At 37.5% G+C, this 19,538-nt stretch carries 18 protein-coding genes; all 18 read right to left on the reverse strand.

Annotated features, from left to right (window positions below):
* Window positions 1–212 precede the first annotated feature (212 nt).
* Window positions 213–1,313, reverse strand: a complete 1,101-nt coding sequence (locus tag AC1UFB_RS08340; RefSeq protein ID WP_283880480.1) for an acyltransferase — start codon at window positions 1,311–1,313, stop codon at window positions 213–215.
* A gap of 247 nt (window positions 1,314–1,560) precedes the next feature.
* Complete coding sequence (locus AC1UFB_RS08345; protein WP_025910588.1) at window positions 1,561–2,634, reverse strand: ABC transporter substrate-binding protein; 1,074 nt, start codon at window positions 2,632–2,634, stop codon at window positions 1,561–1,563.
* Entirely contained in the window at window positions 2,631–3,434 is an 804-nt protein-coding gene (locus AC1UFB_RS08350; protein WP_025910587.1) for an ABC transporter permease, read from the reverse strand. Before AC1UFB_RS08350 ends, AC1UFB_RS08345 begins: the two co-directional genes overlap by 4 nt.
* A 1-nt stretch (window position 3,435) precedes the next feature.
* Entirely contained in the window at window positions 3,436–4,236 is an 801-nt protein-coding gene (locus AC1UFB_RS08355) for an ABC transporter permease (RefSeq protein WP_061786331.1), read from the reverse strand.
* Window positions 4,226–5,335 carry an ABC transporter ATP-binding protein gene (locus AC1UFB_RS08360; protein WP_100346449.1) on the reverse strand — a complete coding sequence of 370 codons (1,110 nt, stop codon included), beginning with the start codon at window positions 5,333–5,335 and terminating at the stop codon, window positions 4,226–4,228. Before AC1UFB_RS08360 ends, AC1UFB_RS08355 begins: the two co-directional genes overlap by 11 nt.
* A gap of 26 nt (window positions 5,336–5,361) precedes the next feature.
* Window positions 5,362–5,904 (reverse strand): helix-turn-helix domain-containing protein, encoded by a 543-nt coding sequence (locus tag AC1UFB_RS08365; RefSeq protein WP_025910581.1) that lies wholly within the window; start codon window positions 5,902–5,904, stop codon window positions 5,362–5,364.
* 193 nt (window positions 5,905–6,097) lie between these two features.
* The gene (gene budA, locus AC1UFB_RS08370) at window positions 6,098–6,799 is read right to left on the reverse strand and encodes an acetolactate decarboxylase (protein ID WP_100346450.1); all 702 of its coding nucleotides are present in this window, start codon (window positions 6,797–6,799) and stop codon (window positions 6,098–6,100) included.
* Between the two features lie 77 nt (window positions 6,800–6,876).
* Window positions 6,877–7,419 carry a GNAT family N-acetyltransferase gene (locus AC1UFB_RS08375; RefSeq protein WP_100346451.1) on the reverse strand — a complete coding sequence of 181 codons (543 nt, stop codon included), beginning with the start codon at window positions 7,417–7,419 and terminating at the stop codon, window positions 6,877–6,879.
* 76 nt (window positions 7,420–7,495) lie between these two features.
* Window positions 7,496–8,638: a mannitol-1-phosphate 5-dehydrogenase gene (locus AC1UFB_RS08380; protein WP_100346452.1), complete on the reverse strand. Its 1,143-nt coding sequence runs from the start codon at window positions 8,636–8,638 to the stop codon at window positions 7,496–7,498.
* 5 nt (window positions 8,639–8,643) lie between these two features.
* Window positions 8,644–10,731, reverse strand: coding sequence for a BglG family transcription antiterminator (locus AC1UFB_RS08385; RefSeq protein ID WP_328101241.1), 2,088 nt, complete (start codon window positions 10,729–10,731; stop codon window positions 8,644–8,646).
* An 88-nt stretch (window positions 10,732–10,819) separates the two neighbouring features.
* Complete coding sequence (locus tag AC1UFB_RS08390; protein WP_482588964.1) at window positions 10,820–12,715, reverse strand: PTS mannitol transporter subunit IICBA; 1,896 nt, start codon at window positions 12,713–12,715, stop codon at window positions 10,820–10,822.
* 177 nt (window positions 12,716–12,892) lie between these two features.
* Window positions 12,893–13,510, reverse strand: a complete 618-nt coding sequence (locus tag AC1UFB_RS08395; protein ID WP_025910571.1) for an HAD family hydrolase — start codon at window positions 13,508–13,510, stop codon at window positions 12,893–12,895.
* Window positions 13,511–13,714 (reverse strand): hypothetical protein, encoded by a 204-nt coding sequence (locus AC1UFB_RS08400; RefSeq protein WP_100346454.1) that lies wholly within the window; start codon window positions 13,712–13,714, stop codon window positions 13,511–13,513.
* Between the two features lie 198 nt (window positions 13,715–13,912).
* A complete protein-coding gene (locus AC1UFB_RS08405) occupies window positions 13,913–14,611 on the reverse strand; it encodes a LutC/YkgG family protein (protein WP_035321018.1) in 699 nt (232 codons plus the stop codon).
* Window positions 14,611–16,035 (reverse strand): LutB/LldF family L-lactate oxidation iron-sulfur protein, encoded by a 1,425-nt coding sequence (locus AC1UFB_RS08410; RefSeq protein WP_025910568.1) that lies wholly within the window; start codon window positions 16,033–16,035, stop codon window positions 14,611–14,613. The genes AC1UFB_RS08405 and AC1UFB_RS08410 overlap by 1 nt, the downstream gene beginning before the upstream one ends.
* A gap of 17 nt (window positions 16,036–16,052) precedes the next feature.
* Entirely contained in the window at window positions 16,053–16,769 is a 717-nt protein-coding gene (locus AC1UFB_RS08415; RefSeq protein ID WP_025910567.1) for a (Fe-S)-binding protein, read from the reverse strand.
* Window positions 16,770–16,810: 41 nt separating this feature from the next.
* Window positions 16,811–17,518: a FadR/GntR family transcriptional regulator gene (locus AC1UFB_RS08420; protein WP_025910564.1), complete on the reverse strand. Its 708-nt coding sequence runs from the start codon at window positions 17,516–17,518 to the stop codon at window positions 16,811–16,813.
* A gap of 78 nt (window positions 17,519–17,596) precedes the next feature.
* On the reverse strand, window positions 17,597–19,177 hold the full coding sequence (locus AC1UFB_RS08425; RefSeq protein WP_025910563.1) for an L-lactate permease: 1,581 nt from the start codon (window positions 19,175–19,177) through the stop codon (window positions 17,597–17,599).
* Window positions 19,178–19,538 lie beyond the last annotated feature (361 nt).

Raw genomic sequence — 19,538 nt, forward strand, 5'->3', positions numbered from 1 at the left:
AATTTAATCTTTTCTATTTTATCACTTTCTCTATCCTTATAGGAAACAGTTTCTTTCTTTATTACTTATGTAAAACGTGGGCAGATGTGAGTCAAATTATAATTTATTTTTGACTTATCTGCTATCGTAACAGCTTCTGTTCAAATCAGTAAGGGAATTCCGACTCCAATAAAAAAGTGGTAAAAGAGTTGATCTTTTTACCACTTTTATTATTATTGTACTTCATGCTTGTATAAGAATACTGCTTTCTTTGGAAGCTTTCCATACAATAAACTTGCAAACGGTAAAAACCGATGACAAGCCCATATAATGAGGTAGCATAAAGCTAAAGTTAATGCATACCGAATTAGCATTTCAATGTGAAACAATTGATTACTATTTGCAGGTACAAATTCAGAGACAATATTTAATACTAAAGGATGGATTAAATAAAAGCCAAAAGAGTACATTGCAATATTTCGAACTGTAATAACAGCTCTTCTAGGAAGTTTTGCAGCTAAGATCTCTCCTATACGAAATGCTACGTAGCTTCCTAACACGAGATAAATCGTATTAATCGTCTCGTACATAACCCCTGATAGGTAAAGTGTCTTAATTGTATACACATAATAGTGTAAAGAAGAGACGATTGCTCCTGCAATTAAAGCAATAATTAGCAAAACAATCGTAGATTTATTCGCGCTTTTTGCTTTCTGTTCATTATAGTAAACACCAATCCATGCTCCTAATAGGAAGGTAGATAATGAACTAATAAATAAAGTAAATGATACAAGACCGTACATTGAATTTAATTGAAGATAAACTAACTGTAAGACGACTCCGAATAACCACATATAGCGGCGAAAAAAAGTAAACTTTTGAGCGATCCATATAAAAACAGGTAAAACAAGATAAATTTGCACAATTAAGAAAATAAAGTGCAGTTGATAGTAAGATTCACCTTTTAAAATGCGCAGCAAAATTTCTGTCGCGTTAAATTCTCTTGCACCTACATAAATTGAATATGCTTCATAAATCAATGCCCAAATGATATAAGGAATAAGAATATATGTAACTCGCCTCTTATAGTAACTTTTCCATAACTCTTTTGTTAACGGCTTTTTTATATAACTATAAAAGAATACGAGTCCTGTAATCACAATAAAGATTCCCGCTTCAATCCGAATAATGCGGTTGATAAAATGATACTTCTGATACGCATCACCGCTATATGGAAGGACGCTTGCATACGCTGCCGTTACGTGTACAAGTACAACCATCATCATGGCAAATAATCTTAAAAAATAAATTGATTCAATTTGTTGTTTCTTCACATTCTGTCTCCTATTATGAAAAAATTTAACACGTCATCTCTATTCCCCTATGCCATAAGTGTTACGCCTTACTTTTCCCCTATTTTTAAAAAAGTTTCATAAAAAAAGCTAATGACATAATAAATCATGTCATTAGCTTTCTTATCTCTATATTAAAGGTCTATTTTTATCTTTTCAACAGGGAGTAAAACCTATTTATTTTACACATTTATCCTTGTTGGTGAGATAAAGGGAGTGAAAACAACATCTATTTTCTATGCATTTTAAACTCTAAAAATAATTCGTTGTAGTAGCTTAACATTTCTTTCCCTAGATTATCATACACCTCTAACTTTTCAGTTAATGCTTCATCTGGATAGAAGCGCTTATCCTCTGCAACTTCATCCGGTAAATAATCAAGAGCCTTTTCGTTTGGCGTTGAATACCCTACATATTCAGCATTTCGAGCTGCGATTTCTGGGTCTAACATGAAATTCATAAACTGGTGAGCACCCTCAATATTTTTTGCTGTTTTAGGAATTACCATATTATCAAACCACAGGTTCGACCCTTCTTCTGGGACTACATAATCTAGATCTTCATTTTCACTCATAATCTCTGAAGCATCACCAGACCAAACTAAACCGACGGATGCCTCTTCGTTTGCTAGCAACATTTTAATTTCGTCTCCAACAATCGCTTTAACGTTGGGTGTTAACGTATCTAGTTTTTCTTTCGCTTCTCTTAAATGCGTTTTATTCGTGTCATTTAGCGAATAGGCTAAGCTGTTAAGTCCCATTCCTATCACTTCTCGTGCACCATCAGCTAACAGGATTTGATTTCTTAATTCTGGGTCCCATAAATCGTCCCAGCTCGTAATCTCCTTGCCATTTAGCATTTCTTTGTTATAAACAACACCTACTGTTCCCCAAAAGTAAGGAATAGAATATCTATTTCCTTCATCAAACGATAAGTTGAGGAAGCGTGGATTAATATGTTTTAAGTTAGGTAGCTGCTTATGTTCTACAGGAAGTAGTAAATCTTCTTCCTTCATTTTGCTAATCGCGTACTCTGATGGTACCGCAATATCAAACGTGGTGCCACCTTGTTCAATTTTTGTCATCATTGCCTCATTGGAATCAAACGTTTGGTAGATAACTTTAATCCCAGTCTCTTCCTCAAACTCATCAATAATTTCTGGATCAATATAATCACCCCAGTTATACACGGTCAAGGTATTACCTCCTGAATATCCCTGAGCAGAGTTTAACCGAGATACAACGTACATTAAGACGAGTGAAATGGCTACAATAACAACAAATGACCGCATTAATTGTTTCATTTCTCAACCCCGCCTCCTTTCGTACGAAGATTACGCTGGCTAACAAAATAGTAGCCTACTACTAAGAGCACAGTAAATAAGAAAATTAGCGTAGACAGTGCGTTAATCGTTAATGATACGCCGCGTCTTGCTAGTGAGTAAATTTCAACCGACAGTGTAGAAAATCCGTTGCCTGTTACAAAGAACGTAACTGCAAAATCATCTAACGAATAAGTCAGCGCTAAAAAGAATCCTGCAAAGATTCCCGGTGAAATAAACGGCAAAATAACTTTTGATAATACTTGAAAACGGCTCGCCCCTAAATCCCGTGCTGCATCAATTAGAGTTGGACTCATTTCTTGAAGCTTTGGAAGAATCATAATAACAACAATTGGAACACTAAAAGCAATGTGGGCCAGTAGAACAGATGTAAAGCCAAGCTTAATTCCAACAATCGTAAATAAAATAAGGAAAGAAGCTCCTATGATGACATCTGGGCTAACAATGAGAACATTGTTTAACGTCAGCAGCGTATTTTGAACTCTTCTTCTTTTCACATAAATAATTGCAAGCGCTCCAATAATCCCAAGAATTGTTGAAATTACGGATGAAAGCAAAGCAATAATAAGAGTGTTTAATACAATGATTAATAACCTTGTATCTTGAAAGACTTCTTTATACCATTGCAATGTAAAGCCTTCAAACTCTCTCATTGAACCACCGCTATTGAATGAATAATACATAAGGTAAAAGATTGGCGCATATAAAATGACAAAAACTAAAATTAAATATATATTGCTCCATTTCCATTTCTTCATCATTTTATAGTCCTCTCTTTCTAGTTCCAGTTGCAATCATCATAATTGCCATCGCAATAATTAAGAAGACCGCAATCGTCGCTCCCATTCCCCAGTCTTGTGTTACTAAGAAATGCTGCTCAATTGCAGTACCAAGCGTAATCACTCGGTTCCCGGCAATTAGACGAGTAATCATGAAGAGTGATAGCGCAGGAATAAAGACCGCTTGGCACCCTGACTTCACGCCATTTAATGTGAGTGGGAATATAACTCGACGGAATGTTGTCCATGAAGAAGCCCCTAGATCACGCGATGCATATATTAAAGAAGGGTTCAGTTCTTCTAGCGAGTTGAAAATTGGTAAAATCATAAATGGAATAAAGATATAAACAGATACAAAAACAAAACTAAAATCAGTAAATAATATTTGATGAGTGCCAAATCCTAAAAACTCACTAAAGCTGTTAATTGTTCCATACGTACCGAAAATCCCTAAAAACGCATATGCTTTTAGCAGTAAGTTAATCCAAGTTGGTAAAATAATCAACAACAGCCATAGTTGCTTATGTCTTGTTTTAGTTAACAAGTACGCTGTAGGATAAGCAATTAATAATGAAAATAGCGTAATTAAAAAAGCATACCAAAACGAGCTGAGTGTCATTTTTAAATAAACAGGTGTAAAAAACTTTTCGTAATTAGCTAAAGTGAACTCATTGTGAATATCAAAGAACGAGTAATAAACAACTAAGGCAATCGGTGCAATAACAAACAAAGCTATAAAAAGCAGATACGGTACTAAATAAATATTACGTGACTTAGTTTGCATGAGTCTCGTCACCATATGCTTCTAGCCTCTTATCAAACTCTTCCTCTGTTTCACCAAAGCGCATAACGTGAATTGCTTCAGGTTCAAAGTAAAGACCAATTTCTTCGTCTACTGTTGCTTTTTTTGTTGAATGCACAAGCCACTCGTTTCCATCCTTATCGTATCCACAAATTTCATAATGAACCCCTCTAAACAGCTGAGAGTCAACCTTCACTTGAATTTTACCTTTTTCTGGATCCGTAATTTCTAAGTCTTCCGGACGAATGACAATCTCTATTTTTTCATTTGGGTCGAAGCCTTTATCGACGCATTCAAAACGTTCACCCGCAAACTCTACAACAAAGTCCGCAACCATGCTTCCTGGAATAATATTTGACTCCCCAATGAAATCTGCTACAAAGCGATTAATTGGTTCATCATAAATATCTGTTGGTGCACCACTTTGCTGAATATGTCCTTTGTTTAATACAAAGATTTCATCAGACATCGCTAGTGCTTCTTCTTGGTCATGCGTAACAAAAATAAATGTAATACCTAATCGGCGCTGAAGTTCTCTTAGTTCATACTGCATTTCCGTACGCAGTTTTAAATCCAGTGCCGATAGCGGTTCATCAAGTAAAATGACCTCCGGTTGGTTTACAATTGCTCGAGCAATTGCCACGCGCTGGCGTTGCCCTCCAGACATCTCTTTAATTTCACGATTTTCATATCCTTCTAAATTAACGAATCGAAGTGCTTCACTCACTCGCTTTTTGACTTCTGTATTCTTTACTTTTTTTATTCGTAATCCAAATGCAATGTTTTCAAATACATTAAGGTGCGGAAACAATGCATAATCCTGAAACACAGTATTTACTTGACGTTTGTTAGCCGGCACGGAATTAATTTTCTTACCGTTGAAATAGATATCTCCGCTTGAAGCCTCTGTAAACCCTGCAATTAAGCGTAAGATAGTCGTTTTACCACACCCTGATGGACCTAGTAGCGTATAAAACTTTCCTCTTTCAATTTCAAAGCTTACATTATCAAGCACTATTGAATCGTTGTCGTATTGCTTTGTTACATTTTCAAAGCGAATAATCGCTTGATTATCGTTCATTTCAATCGTCTCTCCTCTTAATCTCTTTATAAATATGATTCTGTCGCTACTACAATAAGCTCGGTGACGCCGTCATAGGCATTGAACATTTTATGCTCTTCAGCAGCTTGGAAGTAAATCGTTTCTCCTTCTTTCGCTTCATACGTTCGCTGACCAATTTGAACAATAACAGCTCCTTTTAGCACATAGCCAAAGGTTTCAGATAAGGAAGGCTCAAATTCTTTAAATTCACCTTTTTTTTCTAAAATTAAGCGAATAGGTTCCATTTCTTTTTCATTCGATTCATGAACTAACCATTCAATGTGATAGCCTTTTTCTTCATCACAATAATTGGTGTAGTCTTCTTTTTTATATACAACTTTTTGCACCGTTGTATCTTGATCAAAAAACTCGTTTGGTTGGCAGCCCAACACTTCTAAAATACTAAAAAACGTTTCAAGAGAAGGAGAACTTAAATCTCGCTCTAACTGTGAAATATAACCTTTGCTAAGGTCAGTCCGTTCTCCAAGCTCTTCTTGCGTTAATCCTTTTTTTAAACGTAAGTTTTTAATCTTCTTACCTATCTCCATTTATTTAAACCTCAACATGTTTAAAATAAGTAAACTTCCAGTAAATAAAGTTTTGTAACACTTAACTTAAAGTTTACTTTCAACTCGTATTATTATACATGTTTTAAAGCTGAGCACAAGGAGTTTTTTGCAATTATGGCACTTAAAAATTTCCATTTACTTGGATTAAAAAAAGCATCGCTTAAACGATGCTTTATTCCACTTCTTCAATTTCCTCTCTTATATTTTCTTTGTCTAAATTAGCATTGCGAAAACGCTGAGTATCATCTAAGTCCAATTCCAAAAACGTTTTTTCTTCTAGGATTACCTTTACATCTTGAACTGTTACATCTAAAACATGACCACCTGCCGTTTTATGTTCATCAATAAAATGGAAGTGGTATCCTGGAATTCCTACACCTGCTACATAATTTGGCGTAAAAAAACCTACCATTGTTCCTTTTACATCTTCCAGTTCAAAAACAGGTTGGCTTTCAGCGACTTCCGTCATTGGTGGATATGGCTTTCTTTGTTTCGCTACCGTTCTTGTTTTTACTTGTTTAAAAACTCCTTCTATCTTAATTGCATAAAAGACGTTTTCACTATTCATTTGAGCTTCTAGCTGTTGCTCAAGCTCTTTCTGAGCTAACACATCATCTAAAATCATTTCTGTTTGGCCTTTAAAATACGTCATCACGGCAAATGGAAGCACGTCTTTTGCTTCTACCTCTACCGCTTTTCCTTCTCTTAAATGATAAAAACCCCCATCTACCGCTAGCATTTCACCATCTAACGCCTGAAATGTTCCCAGGCCAAAATCTCCTTTTTGAGAAAGCTCTTCTTTTGTCATTGTTCCATCATAAACACCTTCTAGCAATGCTACCATCGTAGATTTTTGATAAATAATAGAGCTCATCGATCTTTTCTCCTTTCCCTACGGATACTTATTGATATAGAAAGTATTCCCTCTGAAGAGAAGTCGAAACGAATGATTCAGCTAAAAAAGCGGCTCATAATAAGTGTGTTGTAATAATGACCATCAGATAGACGCTTATGCTTCTTTAAAATTCCTTCTATTTCAAACTCATACTTTTTGTAAACATATATAGCACTTTTATTCGTTTCAATGACCTTTAACGTCATCTTAACAAGACCTTGATGATGAGCCCAAAGAATCGATTGACTTAGTAATGCCTGACCTATTTTTAATCCCCAAAACTCTTTTATGACACCTACTCCAAATTCGACTTGATGTTTGAGACGCTTCAGATGACTGCCTTCACACCTAGAAAAACCAACAAGGTTCCCTTCTACTTCCGCGACGAGAAATAAATGGTTGGGTATAGACGTGTCCAGCAAAATTAACTCCTTAAATTCCCCTTCATCAATCAGGCCTTCTCCTTGTACACGATCGAAATGTTCTGTTTCACCATCAATTTGTAACCGCAATTCAGCAAGTGCAGGTGCATCACTGACTTTAGCAGGTCGAATAGTATACTCCGTTCCGTTAACTTGAAATATTTTTGGTTTTATCATGGATCCTCTCTCCCCTTTTACTCCATTAGAAAACGAGCCTCTTTTTATTATAAGGCTCGTTTTGGAAAAGATATTTTTATTTCTGTAATTGAGAGTAGTGCTTAATTATTTCTTGAGTTAAATCATCGTTTTCATGTAAGTCGCTCACTTTACTTAGCACATACAAAATACCGTGTTCTTCAAGCATTGTCTGTAGCTGAACAGCTTCTTCATCTTCTGAAGGATTAAACAGCAATGCTGCAGCGATTGCCTTTGCTAAGTTTGCATATGGCAAACCTGCTTGTTTTGCTTCTACAGCTGGACGAACTAATCGATCTTGAGAGCCTAGCTTACGAATAGGTGAACGCCCTACACGATTAACAGAGTCGTTTAAATAAGCATTTTTGAAGCGCTCAATAATCTTCTTAATGTATGCCTCATGTTCACCTTTATCAAGACCATACCTTTGAACAAGATACGCACCTGTTTCTTTCAACGTCTTTTGTACCTGTTCATAAATCTCAGCATCCTCTAATGTCTGATGAATTGTTTCTTTTCCTTGCAAGTACCCTAAGTAGGCAATTACGGCGTGTCCTGTATTAACCGTAAAAAGCTTACGTTCGATAAATGGCGCTAAGTCCGGAACAATTTTCATTCCTTCAACTGTTGGAATATCTTCTGTTGTCTCTACTACCCACTCATAATATGGCTCAACCAATACATCAATAGAGTCTGGATTCGATTGAATTGGTACAATACGATCGACTGCTGAGTTAAAGAATGATACTTTTTTAGAAAGCTCTTCTTTTGTTTCTTCATCTAGGTTTTCTAGAATATAACCTTTTAGTAATTCCGTTGCCGAGATTTGATTTTCACATGCAATAACGTACACTTTCTCATCGTTTTCCTTGACGCGAGCTGCTAAGCCTTTTGCAATCAACGGCGCAATACGAGGTAAAATTGTTGGTCCGATAGCTGTTGTGATATAGGTAGCTGTTTTTAAAGCGTCCAATACTTCTTCCTCTTGCGTCATATTATTTAAGCCAGACACATTATTCACTTCAATCACTTCGGCATTTTCTGCTGCGGTTTTCACATGGTACCCTTTACCTTCATTGAGTTTATCAATAACTGTTTGCGCAATATCAACAAACGTAACGTGGTATCCCGACTGAGCAAATAGTGAACCGATAAACCCTCTTCCAATATTACCTGCGCCAAAATGTACAACTGTTTTCACACTTATCATTCCTTTATTAAATTATTTTGTAAGTATTCATAAAATGTATCTTCCAGTTTTTTTCGAATCATCTCTTCATTAGACGAAGAAAAAATCATCATCGCTTCTTTATCTTCAATCAAGTTTGTACTAATTAAGCTTAAAACCTCTTGCTCGCGGATGGTAAGATTTTCTGGCGCCAACATCAGCAGTAGGTTTCGGACTTCCATCATCTTTCCATCCATTCCTTTTACCTGACACGGATAGTGTAAATGAGAGATTTGAAACAATAGTTTTCCTACTCCTTCATGACGACAGTGAAAAAGAGCCATGCTTGTTTCTGGAATACCAAGTCCCCCTTTTTCTTCTCTTTCCTTGAGTTTTTGGACAATAGCTTCTTTATTTGAAACCAAAGCTTCGCGTTCAGCAGCCGCAACCATACGAGCAATGATTCGTTCATGGTCTATCTCCGAACTTTCTCGGTAAATTCTTAGATTGTCAAAAATTGAATCAATACTTGTATACACTTCTTTTATTTCTTTCATTATTTGTTGAAAAGGCGGCCTACTAGTTGGAATTGAAGTAGCGGTTATATTGCTTTTTGCTGAATATCGGTTCTTTTGTGTTAACTCCTCCACATTTTTTTGAAGAAAGGTCCGAATAGAATTAATGTCTTCATCGCTAAGCAGCGGATTAACTAAGATGTATTCACATGCTAAAAATGGTAAACGAACGGTTGAAATAATAAGATCGTACCTCTCTGTATTCGTTTCATGAATTTCTTTAATTGATTTCACATCAACAGAATCAATTTCAATAAATTCTTTTTTTATCCGACTCGCTAGCATCTTAGATGTACCGATGCCTGTTGGACATACAACTAAAGCTTTAATTACCACATTTTCCTCTCGCACAACTAAAGCAGAACCAAAGTGGAGAACCACATATGCAATTTCATCATCTGAAAAAGATAACTCTTTAAACTCTTTTTCCATGCTGTTTCTTACTGCCATAAACAGCAGCGGATACTTCTTTTTTATCTCTTCTGTTAAAGGATTGAATGCTTCTAGGTGCTGTTGAATGCGAAATATAGATGGTTCCATATGTGCCAACAAGCCTTGAAATAGTGAAAAGTCGTTTGTTAAATCAATGTGTAGCTGAGTAGAAACATCTTGAATAACTCGCTTAATAATGCGTCCTAAAACTAGACTATCGTAATCCACTGCGTTGGCTACTTGAAACTTTGATGCTCGCAATACAACAGCTAAGAATGTAATATCATTGGGGTTAATGCTGAGAGAAAACTGTGCTTCGAGCTCTTGACACACACTTTTGATTAATTTGTACTCATTTGACGCTTCATTAATTAACATCGATTCTTCTAACTGAAAGCCCTTCTCAGACCTTTGTAGCATGATGCATATATGAATCATTAACCCCATATAATCGCTATCCGCTAACCTAGAATGACCTTTATTTATTTTCAAATTAACAATGCGATCTACCTCTGCCAAATAAGCAGTATTAAAATAATATAAAGCCTTTTCCTGCTTTGACTGATTATTTTCAAGTAAAAAAAGCTGTTCGATTAGCTCTTCTCCAAAATAAACAAGAAAGTAATTAGCAAGCGCTTTTCGTTTATTGATTTCAGTTGAAACGACCTCTAGCCCTACTCCTCTTCTTCGAACAAGGGTTATACTGTAATGTTCAAGCCAATCTGTTAATTCATCCAAGTACGAGGTTAAGGTAGTGATGCTAACACCTAAGTCTTTAGCTAGCGTTTGGAGCTTAAAAGATGCTTCTTCCAATAGCTTAATAACCAATAGTAGCTTACGTTCTTTCGGAGACTGATCGGTAGGTTGAACTTTCATAAGTTCTTGGATCAACTTGAAAATCTGTTCATCCTTACCGCTAATTATTAATCCTTCATCTTGTGTACGAACTAATTGCAAATTAAATTGCTTCAGTAAGGATTCAATTGCTTTCAAATCCCGATGTACTGTTCTAGCACTTACCTTCAAAAAACTAGCAATGGATAAAGCCGTATGTTTTTCTGACGTTTTAATGATTAACTCAATAATGGTCTTTTCCCTGGACGTAATAAACACATGCATCAACTCATTTCTTATCTAAAGAAATCAACGCCTTTCAAAAAGAACGAATAGAAAGGCACTTCACATGCCTTTCTACTCTTTTACTTCTTTAGTTCAGCTCACCTTGAATAATTGCTTTAAGTTCTTTAGCTGATTTAGCTTGAACCATTTTTTCAATGTTATCCATGTCAGAACATGTTACTGCGATACCTGATAGAATTTCGAGGTGCGTACCATCTTTACCAGCAATACCAAAGATTAAACGTACTTTTTCACCATCAAAATCAACGCCATTTGGAACTTGTAGCACAGTGAATCCCGATTTTAATACGTTCTTTTTCGCTTCTTCTGTACCATGTGGAATAGCAACATCATTTCCCATATACGTAGACGTCATATTGTCACGCTCAATCATGGCTTCAATGTAGCTTTCTTCCACATAACCACCTTTTACAAGCACTTCCCCTGCAAATCGAATCGCTTCTTCTTTGTTGTTAAACTCTTGATTAAGGAAGATATTCTCTTCTCGCAGTAAGCTATCATCTTCTTGACTTGATTCCACTACTTCCTCCACTTCAGGAGCTCGCCCTTCCGCTGAAGAATCATCTTTAAGCTTATTAATAAGCTTGTCATATTCAGGGCTAGATAAGAAATTATCTACTGAAATATGATATGCTTCTGGAATTTTATTTTGAGCACGTGGAGTAAGCTCTTCTTGTGTAATAACAATTTGAGCATCACTCGGAATATTGCTGATTGCTGTATTTGTAACAAAGATATCTAAACCGGCTTCTTTTACTTTTTTACGAAGTAATGATGCTCCCATTGCACTTGATCCCATTCCAGCGTCACAAGCGAATACAATCTTGTTAACACCTTGTGGTAAAGCTGCTTTATTTGTCACAATTGAACCAGCAACCGAACTCTTTTTACCTTTCATCTCTTGCATCTTGCGCGTTGCCTCATCTAAATCTTCTGTTTGCTTACCTGTTTTTAGGATAAACGCTGAAACAATAAACGATACGACTGTCGCTACCAGAACCCCTGCGATGTTTGCGATGTAGCTTCCTGCATTACCTGGCGTTGCAGCTAAAATAGCTAAGATACTACCCGGAGATGCAACTGCTTGAAGACCTCCACCTAGCAGTACAAGCGTGAATACACCGCTCATACCTCCTAAAATTGTCGCAATAATAAGCATTGGACGCATTAACACATACGGGAAGTAAATTTCGTGAATACCTCCAATAAAGTGAATAACTGCTGCACCTGGAGCAGACTGCTTCGCTGTTCCACGCCCAAAGAACCAATAAGCTAACAGTACGCCTAGACCAGGGCCTGGATTTGCTTCAAGAAGTAGCAAGACAGACTGGCCAGTAGTACGAATTTGCTCTGCACCAATTGGCGATAAGATTCCATGATTAATTGCATTATTTAAGAATAGAATTTTTGCTGGTTCAATTAAAATGCTTGTTAGTGGAAGTAATCCAGCACCTACTAACCAATCTACACCAACAATTAGCGCTTGGGTAAACGCATCTACTGCAGGACTAATACCTAAGAAAGCTAAAATGGCTAATACGCCACCTAAAATACCTGCCGAAAAATTGTTTACAAGCATTTCAAAGCCTGTTTTAATTTTACCGTCAATTAACTGATCAAATTTCTTAATAACATACCCACCAAGTGGACCCACAATCATCGCTCCAAGGAACATTGGAATATCTGCTCCAACAATAACTCCCATTGTAGCAATGGCACCAACAACTGCACCGCGCTGGTCATGAACAAGCTTACCACCAGTATAACCAATCAAAAGGGGCAATAAGTACGTAACCATTGGTCCAACAAGCTTAGCAAGCTCTTCATTTGGAAAAAAGCCTTTCTCAATAAATAGTGCCGTAATTAGACCCCAGGCAATAAATGCCCCGATATTTGGCATTACCATTGAGCTTAAAAAGTTACCAAACTTTTGAACGCCTAATTTTATATTTGATTGAGCCATGTGCTCTCTTCCTTTCCATATCATAATTACACTTATAATGTTAGGATATGAACCGCTTACATTCAATGAAGAAGAAAGCTAACTTTGTCACATCCCCTCAAGACAAAGGTATATTTATGTATATAGACTGTGAAACGGCGCGCATTGGCATACATATATCTTAAACCCAAAGAGCTGCTAAAACAGTTCTTTTAGCTCTTGAAACGTACCAATTGTATAATCAGGCGCTTCAACTTCGCCAAATCCATACGATGCGTAGACAAATGGAATACCCGCATACTGAGCTGCTTGAAAATCTCCTTGTGTGTCTCCTACATACACAGGACTTTTTAATTTATTACGCTTCATGATGAGCTTAATGTTCTCACCTTTTGATAAACCTGTGCGCCCAGGATTTTCAAAGTCAATAAAATGTGCATCTAGCTTATGATAGTTATAAAAAGCTTCAATATAGCCTGCTTGGCAATTGCTCACAATATACAATTTATATTTTTTAGAGAGCTCTTTTAGCGTTTCTTCTACTTGTGGATACAGATTACCACCGTGTTTTTCCAAATAAGTATTCTCTACTTCACAACACTCCGCTAGAATCTGTTTTTGCTTTTGTTCATCTAATTCTGGGAATAGTTTTTGAGCAATTTCTTGAAATGGAAGACCCATGGTTTGTTCAAAGGCTCTTTCTGTTACTTCTCTTTCAACATAATTGCTCTTCTTAATGACTTCGTTCCAAGCGATAGCTACTGTTCCAATTGAATTCCAGAGCGTTCCGTCTAAGTCAAAGATTATACTATCCATCTAGTCACCCCCTTTAGTTCGTCTTACCGTCATTATAAACATAAAGAAGAGTTTGGGACATAACAAAATGATTGCCTCTAAAAGACGAACACTAGCTGTTCCCATCCCTTTGATTTGTCTCAACACATTCGTTCCATTGCGCTGCGGGATCTCCGTTTTCCCTCTCTTTCCCGCAGGAGTCGAGTGTCCTACGCTCCATTCCACCCTGTTTCCAACATTGTTTTCACAATCAACCAAAAAACCTGAACGATTAAAAGTTATGAACTCTCAATCGTTCAGGTATAGTAGAGGCTGAACTACTTATGTCTCAGTCTCTTTACCAAAATCTATAGCACACTAGTATAAAACCTTACCTAAAAAACAGCCTTTTCATAACTATTAGACGGAAATTCCCACTAGAAGTTAGTCGACTACAATATAAGTTGCTTTGACAGGACCGTGTACACCAACAATCAGGTTCATCTCAATATCAGCACTATTGCTTGGTCCAGTAATAAAGCTCACATAAGAAGGCACGTCTTCACCTTGGGTCTGCATTTTATGAATAAGCGTAGCTGCTTGGGTCATTCGAGGTACCAGCGTACTCTTGGGAATAATCGCAACAAACGTTTTCGGTAGCAAACTAATTGATCTGCCGTGATCTTTATTATGAAAGAGCGTTACCGTTCCTGACTCTGCAAGCGTGACATCGCTAAACACCAGACCTACGTCAGCTACTTCTGCAATTTGTTGATTTACCTTACCCTTCTCAGCCTCCCAAATATGGACATGAAGATCTTCAGCATTTCTATCAAAAAAGTCCATTAACCCGTATTCCTCATGTCGCAAGTCGTTTGAAGTAATCAACGACTTCCCATTATAGCCTTTAATTGTTTCCGCAAGAACGCCAAGCAACCCTTCACGGCCTGTTCGCTTAAACGTTGTGTGAATAACTTTACAATGCTCTTGTAAAATATCGACAAGCTCATCCTGTGTCTTATCTTTAAATACGTCATGCTGTGGTGTAACGCTCCAGTCTGGGCGCTGTACACCTTCGACTCTTCTTTCTCTACCTAAAGTAGTAGCTAATTTATCTAAAAAAGCCTCTCTATTCTGTATCATTATGACTCCCCCTCCTTCTGTCGTTGCTTAAACCAAGCACGGAACGACTGACCTTCAGGAGCATAGAAATTACGTACACTCGTCCAATCTTTCAATGGGCCCGGTCCATTTTCAATCATGCCCTCTTTTGTCCATGGTCTAAGAGCAGGCTTAGCGAGATTTGCACTTAAGTTATAAAGAGATGGGTTTGCTGACCACTTCGCAAATCCCTTCATCATGAGCTTTTCAGCCATAGGTGCTTTATTTTCTCGTTCCACAATGATTTGACGATGGCGAACCAAATGCTCGTGCAGTGGGATTTTAACAGGACATGCCTCTGAGCACGCTGCACATAGCGTCGATGCATATGGAAGCTCTTTATGATCATCATAGCCTTCTAAAAGCGGCGTAATGACTGCACCAATCGGTCCTGGGTAAATTGAGTTATAAGCATGCCCTCCGATATGACGATAAACAGGACATGCGTTAATACAGGCTGCACAGCGAATACAGTGAAGTGCTGATTGAAATTCTGTTCCTAAAATTTTCGAGCGACCATTGTCTACAATAACTAGATGAAATTCATCTGGACCATCTACTTCTTCATCAAGCCTTGTCCCTGTAATAGCAGTGATATAGCTCGTTAGCTTTTGTCCAACCGCTGCTCGCGTTAGCAAACTAACAAGTATCTCCATCTCTTCCCAAGTTGGAACAATTCTTTCCATTCCCATTACTGTAATAACAGTGTCCGGGAGGCTTGTGACCATTTCTGCGTTTCCCTCGTTGGTAACAAGCGTGATAGCACCTGATTCTGCAATAGCAAAATTACATCCTGTAACCCCCACATCAGCCGCTAAAAAATCTTGACGAAGTTGTTCTCGCGCGAACGCTGCTAGCTCTTCCGGGGTATCTGAGCCATCATATCCTTTTTTATTAGCAAACGTTTCTCGTATTTGCCCTTTATTTTTATGAAGAGCAGGAGCTACGATGTGGGAAGGTGGATCTTCATCCAATTGTAAAATCCATTCGCCCAAATCAGATTCAACAACTTCAGCACCTACTTCTTCGAGCGCTTTATTTAAACCGATTTCTTCCGTTACCATCGATTTTGATTTAACAACTTTTTTCGCTTCCTTCTTTTTTATCACACTTTTAACATACTCATTTGCTTCTTCTGCTGTTTCTGCAAAAAAGACATTTCCTCCTCGTCTAGCTACTTGCTCGCTTAGTTGCTGCAAATAGTAGTCTAGATTCTCTAATGTATGCGTGCGAATTTCAGAACCTAGCTGTCTCCAATCTTCCCAGTTTCCCAATGCTTCTGCCTGACTCAATCGCCCATTTCGAAGTCTTCCTTGAGCGGAGGAAACAGCTTGCCTCATGAAATCATCTGCAATTCCTTTTTGAATTCGTTCTTTGTATGGAATTTCACCAATTTTGACGCTCATCTCCATTCCTCCGTTTCTTAATGAGTGTTTAAAATCTCCGTAATATGAACGACTTTAACTTCTTTTCCTTCACGACTCATGCGACCGCCAATATTCATTAAGCATCCCATATCAGCGCCCACTAAATACTCTGCTTCCGTTTCTGATACGTGGCGTGACTTTTCACTGACCATCTCTTGTGAAATAACAGAGTTTTTCACAGCAAACGTACCACCAAACCCACAGCAATCTTCTTCACAAGGTAAGTCAACTAATTCTACACCTTTTACATTTCTCAACAGTACTTTAGGCTGTTCCTTTACTCCTAACAGTCGTTTCATATGACAGGAAGAATGAAACGTGACTTTTCCTTTAAACGAAGAATCTAAATCTGTAACGTTTAATACATCTACAAGAAATTCAGTAATCTCATAGCACTTAGCTGCAAAAGCTTCTGCTTCTTTCTCCCATTCTACATCTCCTTTGAACACAGCCGGATACTCTTTCAACATGCTAATGCATGATCCTGATGGTCCAACTATATATTCAGAATGACGAAAAGCTTTCATCATTTGCTTCATTGACTGCTTTGCTTCCTGTAAGTATCCGCTGTTATACGCTGGTTGGCCACAGCACGTTTGCTCCATAGGGTAATCAACTGTACAGCCGCATCGTTCCAGGATTTCAAGCGTATCTTTAGCGACATTGGCAAAAAGAATATCACTTAGGCATGTACTAAATAAGGAAACTTTCATACTTGCTCACCTCTCAGAAATTTGGTAAACAGCCCGTTACATCATTCAATATATGTAAAGAGACGGCTTTGAACATTTTGCAAATGCTCAAGCATCGCTTCACTCGCCTCATTCGGCTGTCTATTTTTAATAGCTTCAAAGATTCTTCGATGCTCTACTTTTAAATCTTCCACTGTATTACCTGAATATAAGAATACTTTTCTCGTTTCTTGAATCGTCTCAGAGATCAACGACGACACGCTGCTCATTAAATTAATAAGTAATTTATTATGTGTCGCATTCGCAATGGCCAAGTGGAAGTCTAAATCAGCGCTTGATGCTAACTCTTCATTCCCACTTGCATTCTCCATTACAATCAATGCTTTCTCAAGCGCTAATAGGTCCTCTTCTTCGTGCACCGCTGCTGCTTGAGCTACCGTACCTAGCTCTAAAATTTCACGAACTTTGTAAAGTTCCTTAATATCTTCAATCTTCATTAAAAAAGCAATGTTAACAGGCAACTGGAATTTAGAAGGATCGAAGTTATTTACAAATGTACCTTCTCCATGCCTCGCTACTACTAGCCCCATTGTACGTAAGCCACTTAAAGCCTCGCGAATAGTTGACGTCCCTACATCAAAGCTTTTTGCTAACTTTTCAACAGACTCTAATTTATCACCGGGCTTTAGATCTCCCGCTTTAATTAATTCAATTAGTGTTTCAGCTACTTCCTCATATGCTTTTTTTCCACGAACACGTTTATAGTTCATTTCATTCAACTCCCATCTATCTCTCTATTATATAGATTTACTTATAAGAGAATACAATGGGAACCCTGCTTTTCTTATTTAAAAAACATTTAAAAAGAGAAACCCCGCTATACCCGCTAATACTACATATACAACTGCTGTTCCTAACGTTTTGCGAATAATTTCCCCCTCTTTACCAGATAAACCAACAACAGCACTAGCAGCCACCACATTGTGAACACAAATCATATTTCCCGCTGCAGCACCAATGAGCTGAACTGCTAAAACAGTGTTTAAGTTTAAGCCAATTGCTTGGGCAACATTATATTGGATTGGTGAAAAGGTTAATGTGGATACCGTTGCACTCCCAGTAATGAACGCCCCAAGTTTTCCAAGGAATGGCGCTACAAAAATCCAGACTGCCCCCAAAGAACTCGCTAATGATTCTGCAATATATTCTGGCATGCTATTTAAATTGTTTAGATTCAGTCCGGAATTAACAAACACCTGTACCATCGCAAGCGTTGCAATGAGTGAAATCGCTGTGATTTTCATTGTACCTAGTGACTCTTTTGATGCTTGCAAAAATGTTTTATAAGACTTTCTTTGAATAAGAAAAGCAAACACAGCTGCCAAAGTTAGAATCGTTCCTGGAGAATATAAAAACTCCCACTTAGAAACAATACCTTGTACTCCTAAAATATCCGTCCAGGTTAAGTCAATAGCAGTTAACGCAAATTGCTTAAGTCCTGGGATAACTCTAGTCAACAGCAATAAGACTACAACGATAATATACGGTGCCCATGCTGTTAAAATGCCCATTTCCGCTTTATCTTCCGCTATCTTGAAATCTTTCCTCATTACCTTTTTCCATTCTCCTTTAGGTAATAAGATTCCTCTCTTTGCTGTCAAAGTTGCTACAATTAACGTAATAAGAGAGGCTAAAATGGAGACAAATTCATGCCCAAAGAAATTAGCAATCAGAAATGCGCTTCCCGTATATACAATTCCAATGAGGAACGTCCATGGAAACATTTGCAGCGCATCTTTTATACCACTGCGACTAAATGTGGTTAATACAACCATTAAAATAAATGGAATAAAGACACCCGCCAATAAGTCTAAACTTGTGACTTGCACCGCAATTTCTTTAAAGAAATTAATATCTGCGCTTGGAATATTACTGAGTCCGACTGCTACTGGCGTCCCCACTGCTCCAAACATAACGGCTGTACTATCAGCAATTAGCGCAATGGTGGCGGCTACCAGTGGTTGAAAACCCAGAGCCAATAATAGCGGGCCTGTCACCATCGCCGGTGTCCCAAAACCAGCGGCTCCTTCAATAAGTGAGCCAAATAAAAAAGCTACAATAACTACTTGGACACGCATATCAGCTGAAATGCTTTGAAAGCCTTGATTGATTCGAACAACTCCACCCGTATTTCGAAGGGTATTCAACAATACCAATGCACCGAATAAAATCCACAAAATCGTAAATGTTTTATGTATTCCTTGAAAAATTGATGCTAAAATTACTTTCCCTTCCATCCCCCAGATAGTAAGCGCTAACAATATGACGATAATTGAACTCAATGCCATTCCTTTAGCAGCTGACATCCTTAGAACTACAAGAAACAAAAATGGCGCAATGATTGCACTTAGCGCAATGAACAATAACATATAAACCCTTCCCCCTAGTTGACTTATATTATTAAGCGCTCATATCTAATAAGGTCATCTGATGACCTTATTAATATAGTTACATAAATTTCATAAATAGACAATGGGGAATTTTGCATTTTTATCATAAAAGCAAGTTTAGCAGTAATTTTTATTCGTTTATCATTTTTTAACGAGTATCTATTTTCATTACTTCACCTTTTGAAAAGAGGTAAGAAGAATTTCCTATCCAGAAGAGTGCAACAGCTATATGAAATAAAATTTAAAACCAGGCAAATACCTCCATTCTCAACCTCCCTCTATAAATGTTGATTTATCAACGGTTTGAGCCGTTGGTGGGGTGTCAAAAAAATATTTTTCG

The organism is Priestia sp. KCTC 13724 (assembly GCF_056820425.1).

Bases quoted from the DNA above. Each gene is read 5' to 3' on its own strand.
- AC1UFB_RS08345 (WP_025910588.1), bottom strand. From the start codon at position 2,634: ATGAAACAATTAATGCGGTCATTTGTTGTTATTGTAGCCATTTCACTC.
- AC1UFB_RS08350 (WP_025910587.1), bottom strand. From the start codon at position 3,434: ATGATGAAGAAATGGAAATGGAGCAATATATATTTAATTTTAGTTTTT.
- AC1UFB_RS08355 (WP_061786331.1), bottom strand. From the start codon at position 4,236: ATGCAAACTAAGTCACGTAATATTTATTTAGTACCGTATCTGCTTTTT.
- AC1UFB_RS08360 (WP_100346449.1), bottom strand. From the start codon at position 5,335: ATGAACGATAATCAAGCGATTATTCGCTTTGAAAATGTAACAAAGCAA.
- AC1UFB_RS08365 (WP_025910581.1), bottom strand. From the start codon at position 5,904: ATGGAGATAGGTAAGAAGATTAAAAACTTACGTTTAAAAAAAGGATTA.
- budA (WP_100346450.1), bottom strand. From the start codon at position 6,799: ATGAGCTCTATTATTTATCAAAAATCTACGATGGTAGCATTGCTAGAA.
- AC1UFB_RS08375 (WP_100346451.1), bottom strand. From the start codon at position 7,419: ATGATAAAACCAAAAATATTTCAAGTTAACGGAACGGAGTATACTATT.
- AC1UFB_RS08385 (WP_328101241.1), bottom strand. From the start codon at position 10,731: ATGCATGTGTTTATTACGTCCAGGGAAAAGACCATTATTGAGTTAATC.
- AC1UFB_RS08390 (WP_482588964.1), bottom strand. From the start codon at position 12,715: ATGGCTCAATCAAATATAAAATTAGGCGTTCAAAAGTTTGGTAACTTT.
- AC1UFB_RS08395 (WP_025910571.1), bottom strand. From the start codon at position 13,510: ATGGATAGTATAATCTTTGACTTAGACGGAACGCTCTGGAATTCAATT.
- AC1UFB_RS08405 (WP_035321018.1), bottom strand. From the start codon at position 14,611: ATGATACAGAATAGAGAGGCTTTTTTAGATAAATTAGCTACTACTTTA.
- AC1UFB_RS08410 (WP_025910568.1), bottom strand. From the start codon at position 16,035: ATGAGCGTCAAAATTGGTGAAATTCCATACAAAGAACGAATTCAAAAA.
- AC1UFB_RS08415 (WP_025910567.1), bottom strand. From the start codon at position 16,769: ATGAAAGTTTCCTTATTTAGTACATGCCTAAGTGATATTCTTTTTGCC.
- AC1UFB_RS08420 (WP_025910564.1), bottom strand. From the start codon at position 17,518: ATGAACTATAAACGTGTTCGTGGAAAAAAAGCATATGAGGAAGTAGCT.
- AC1UFB_RS08425 (WP_025910563.1), bottom strand. From the start codon at position 19,177: ATGTTATTGTTCATTGCGCTAAGTGCAATCATTGCGCCATTTTTGTTT.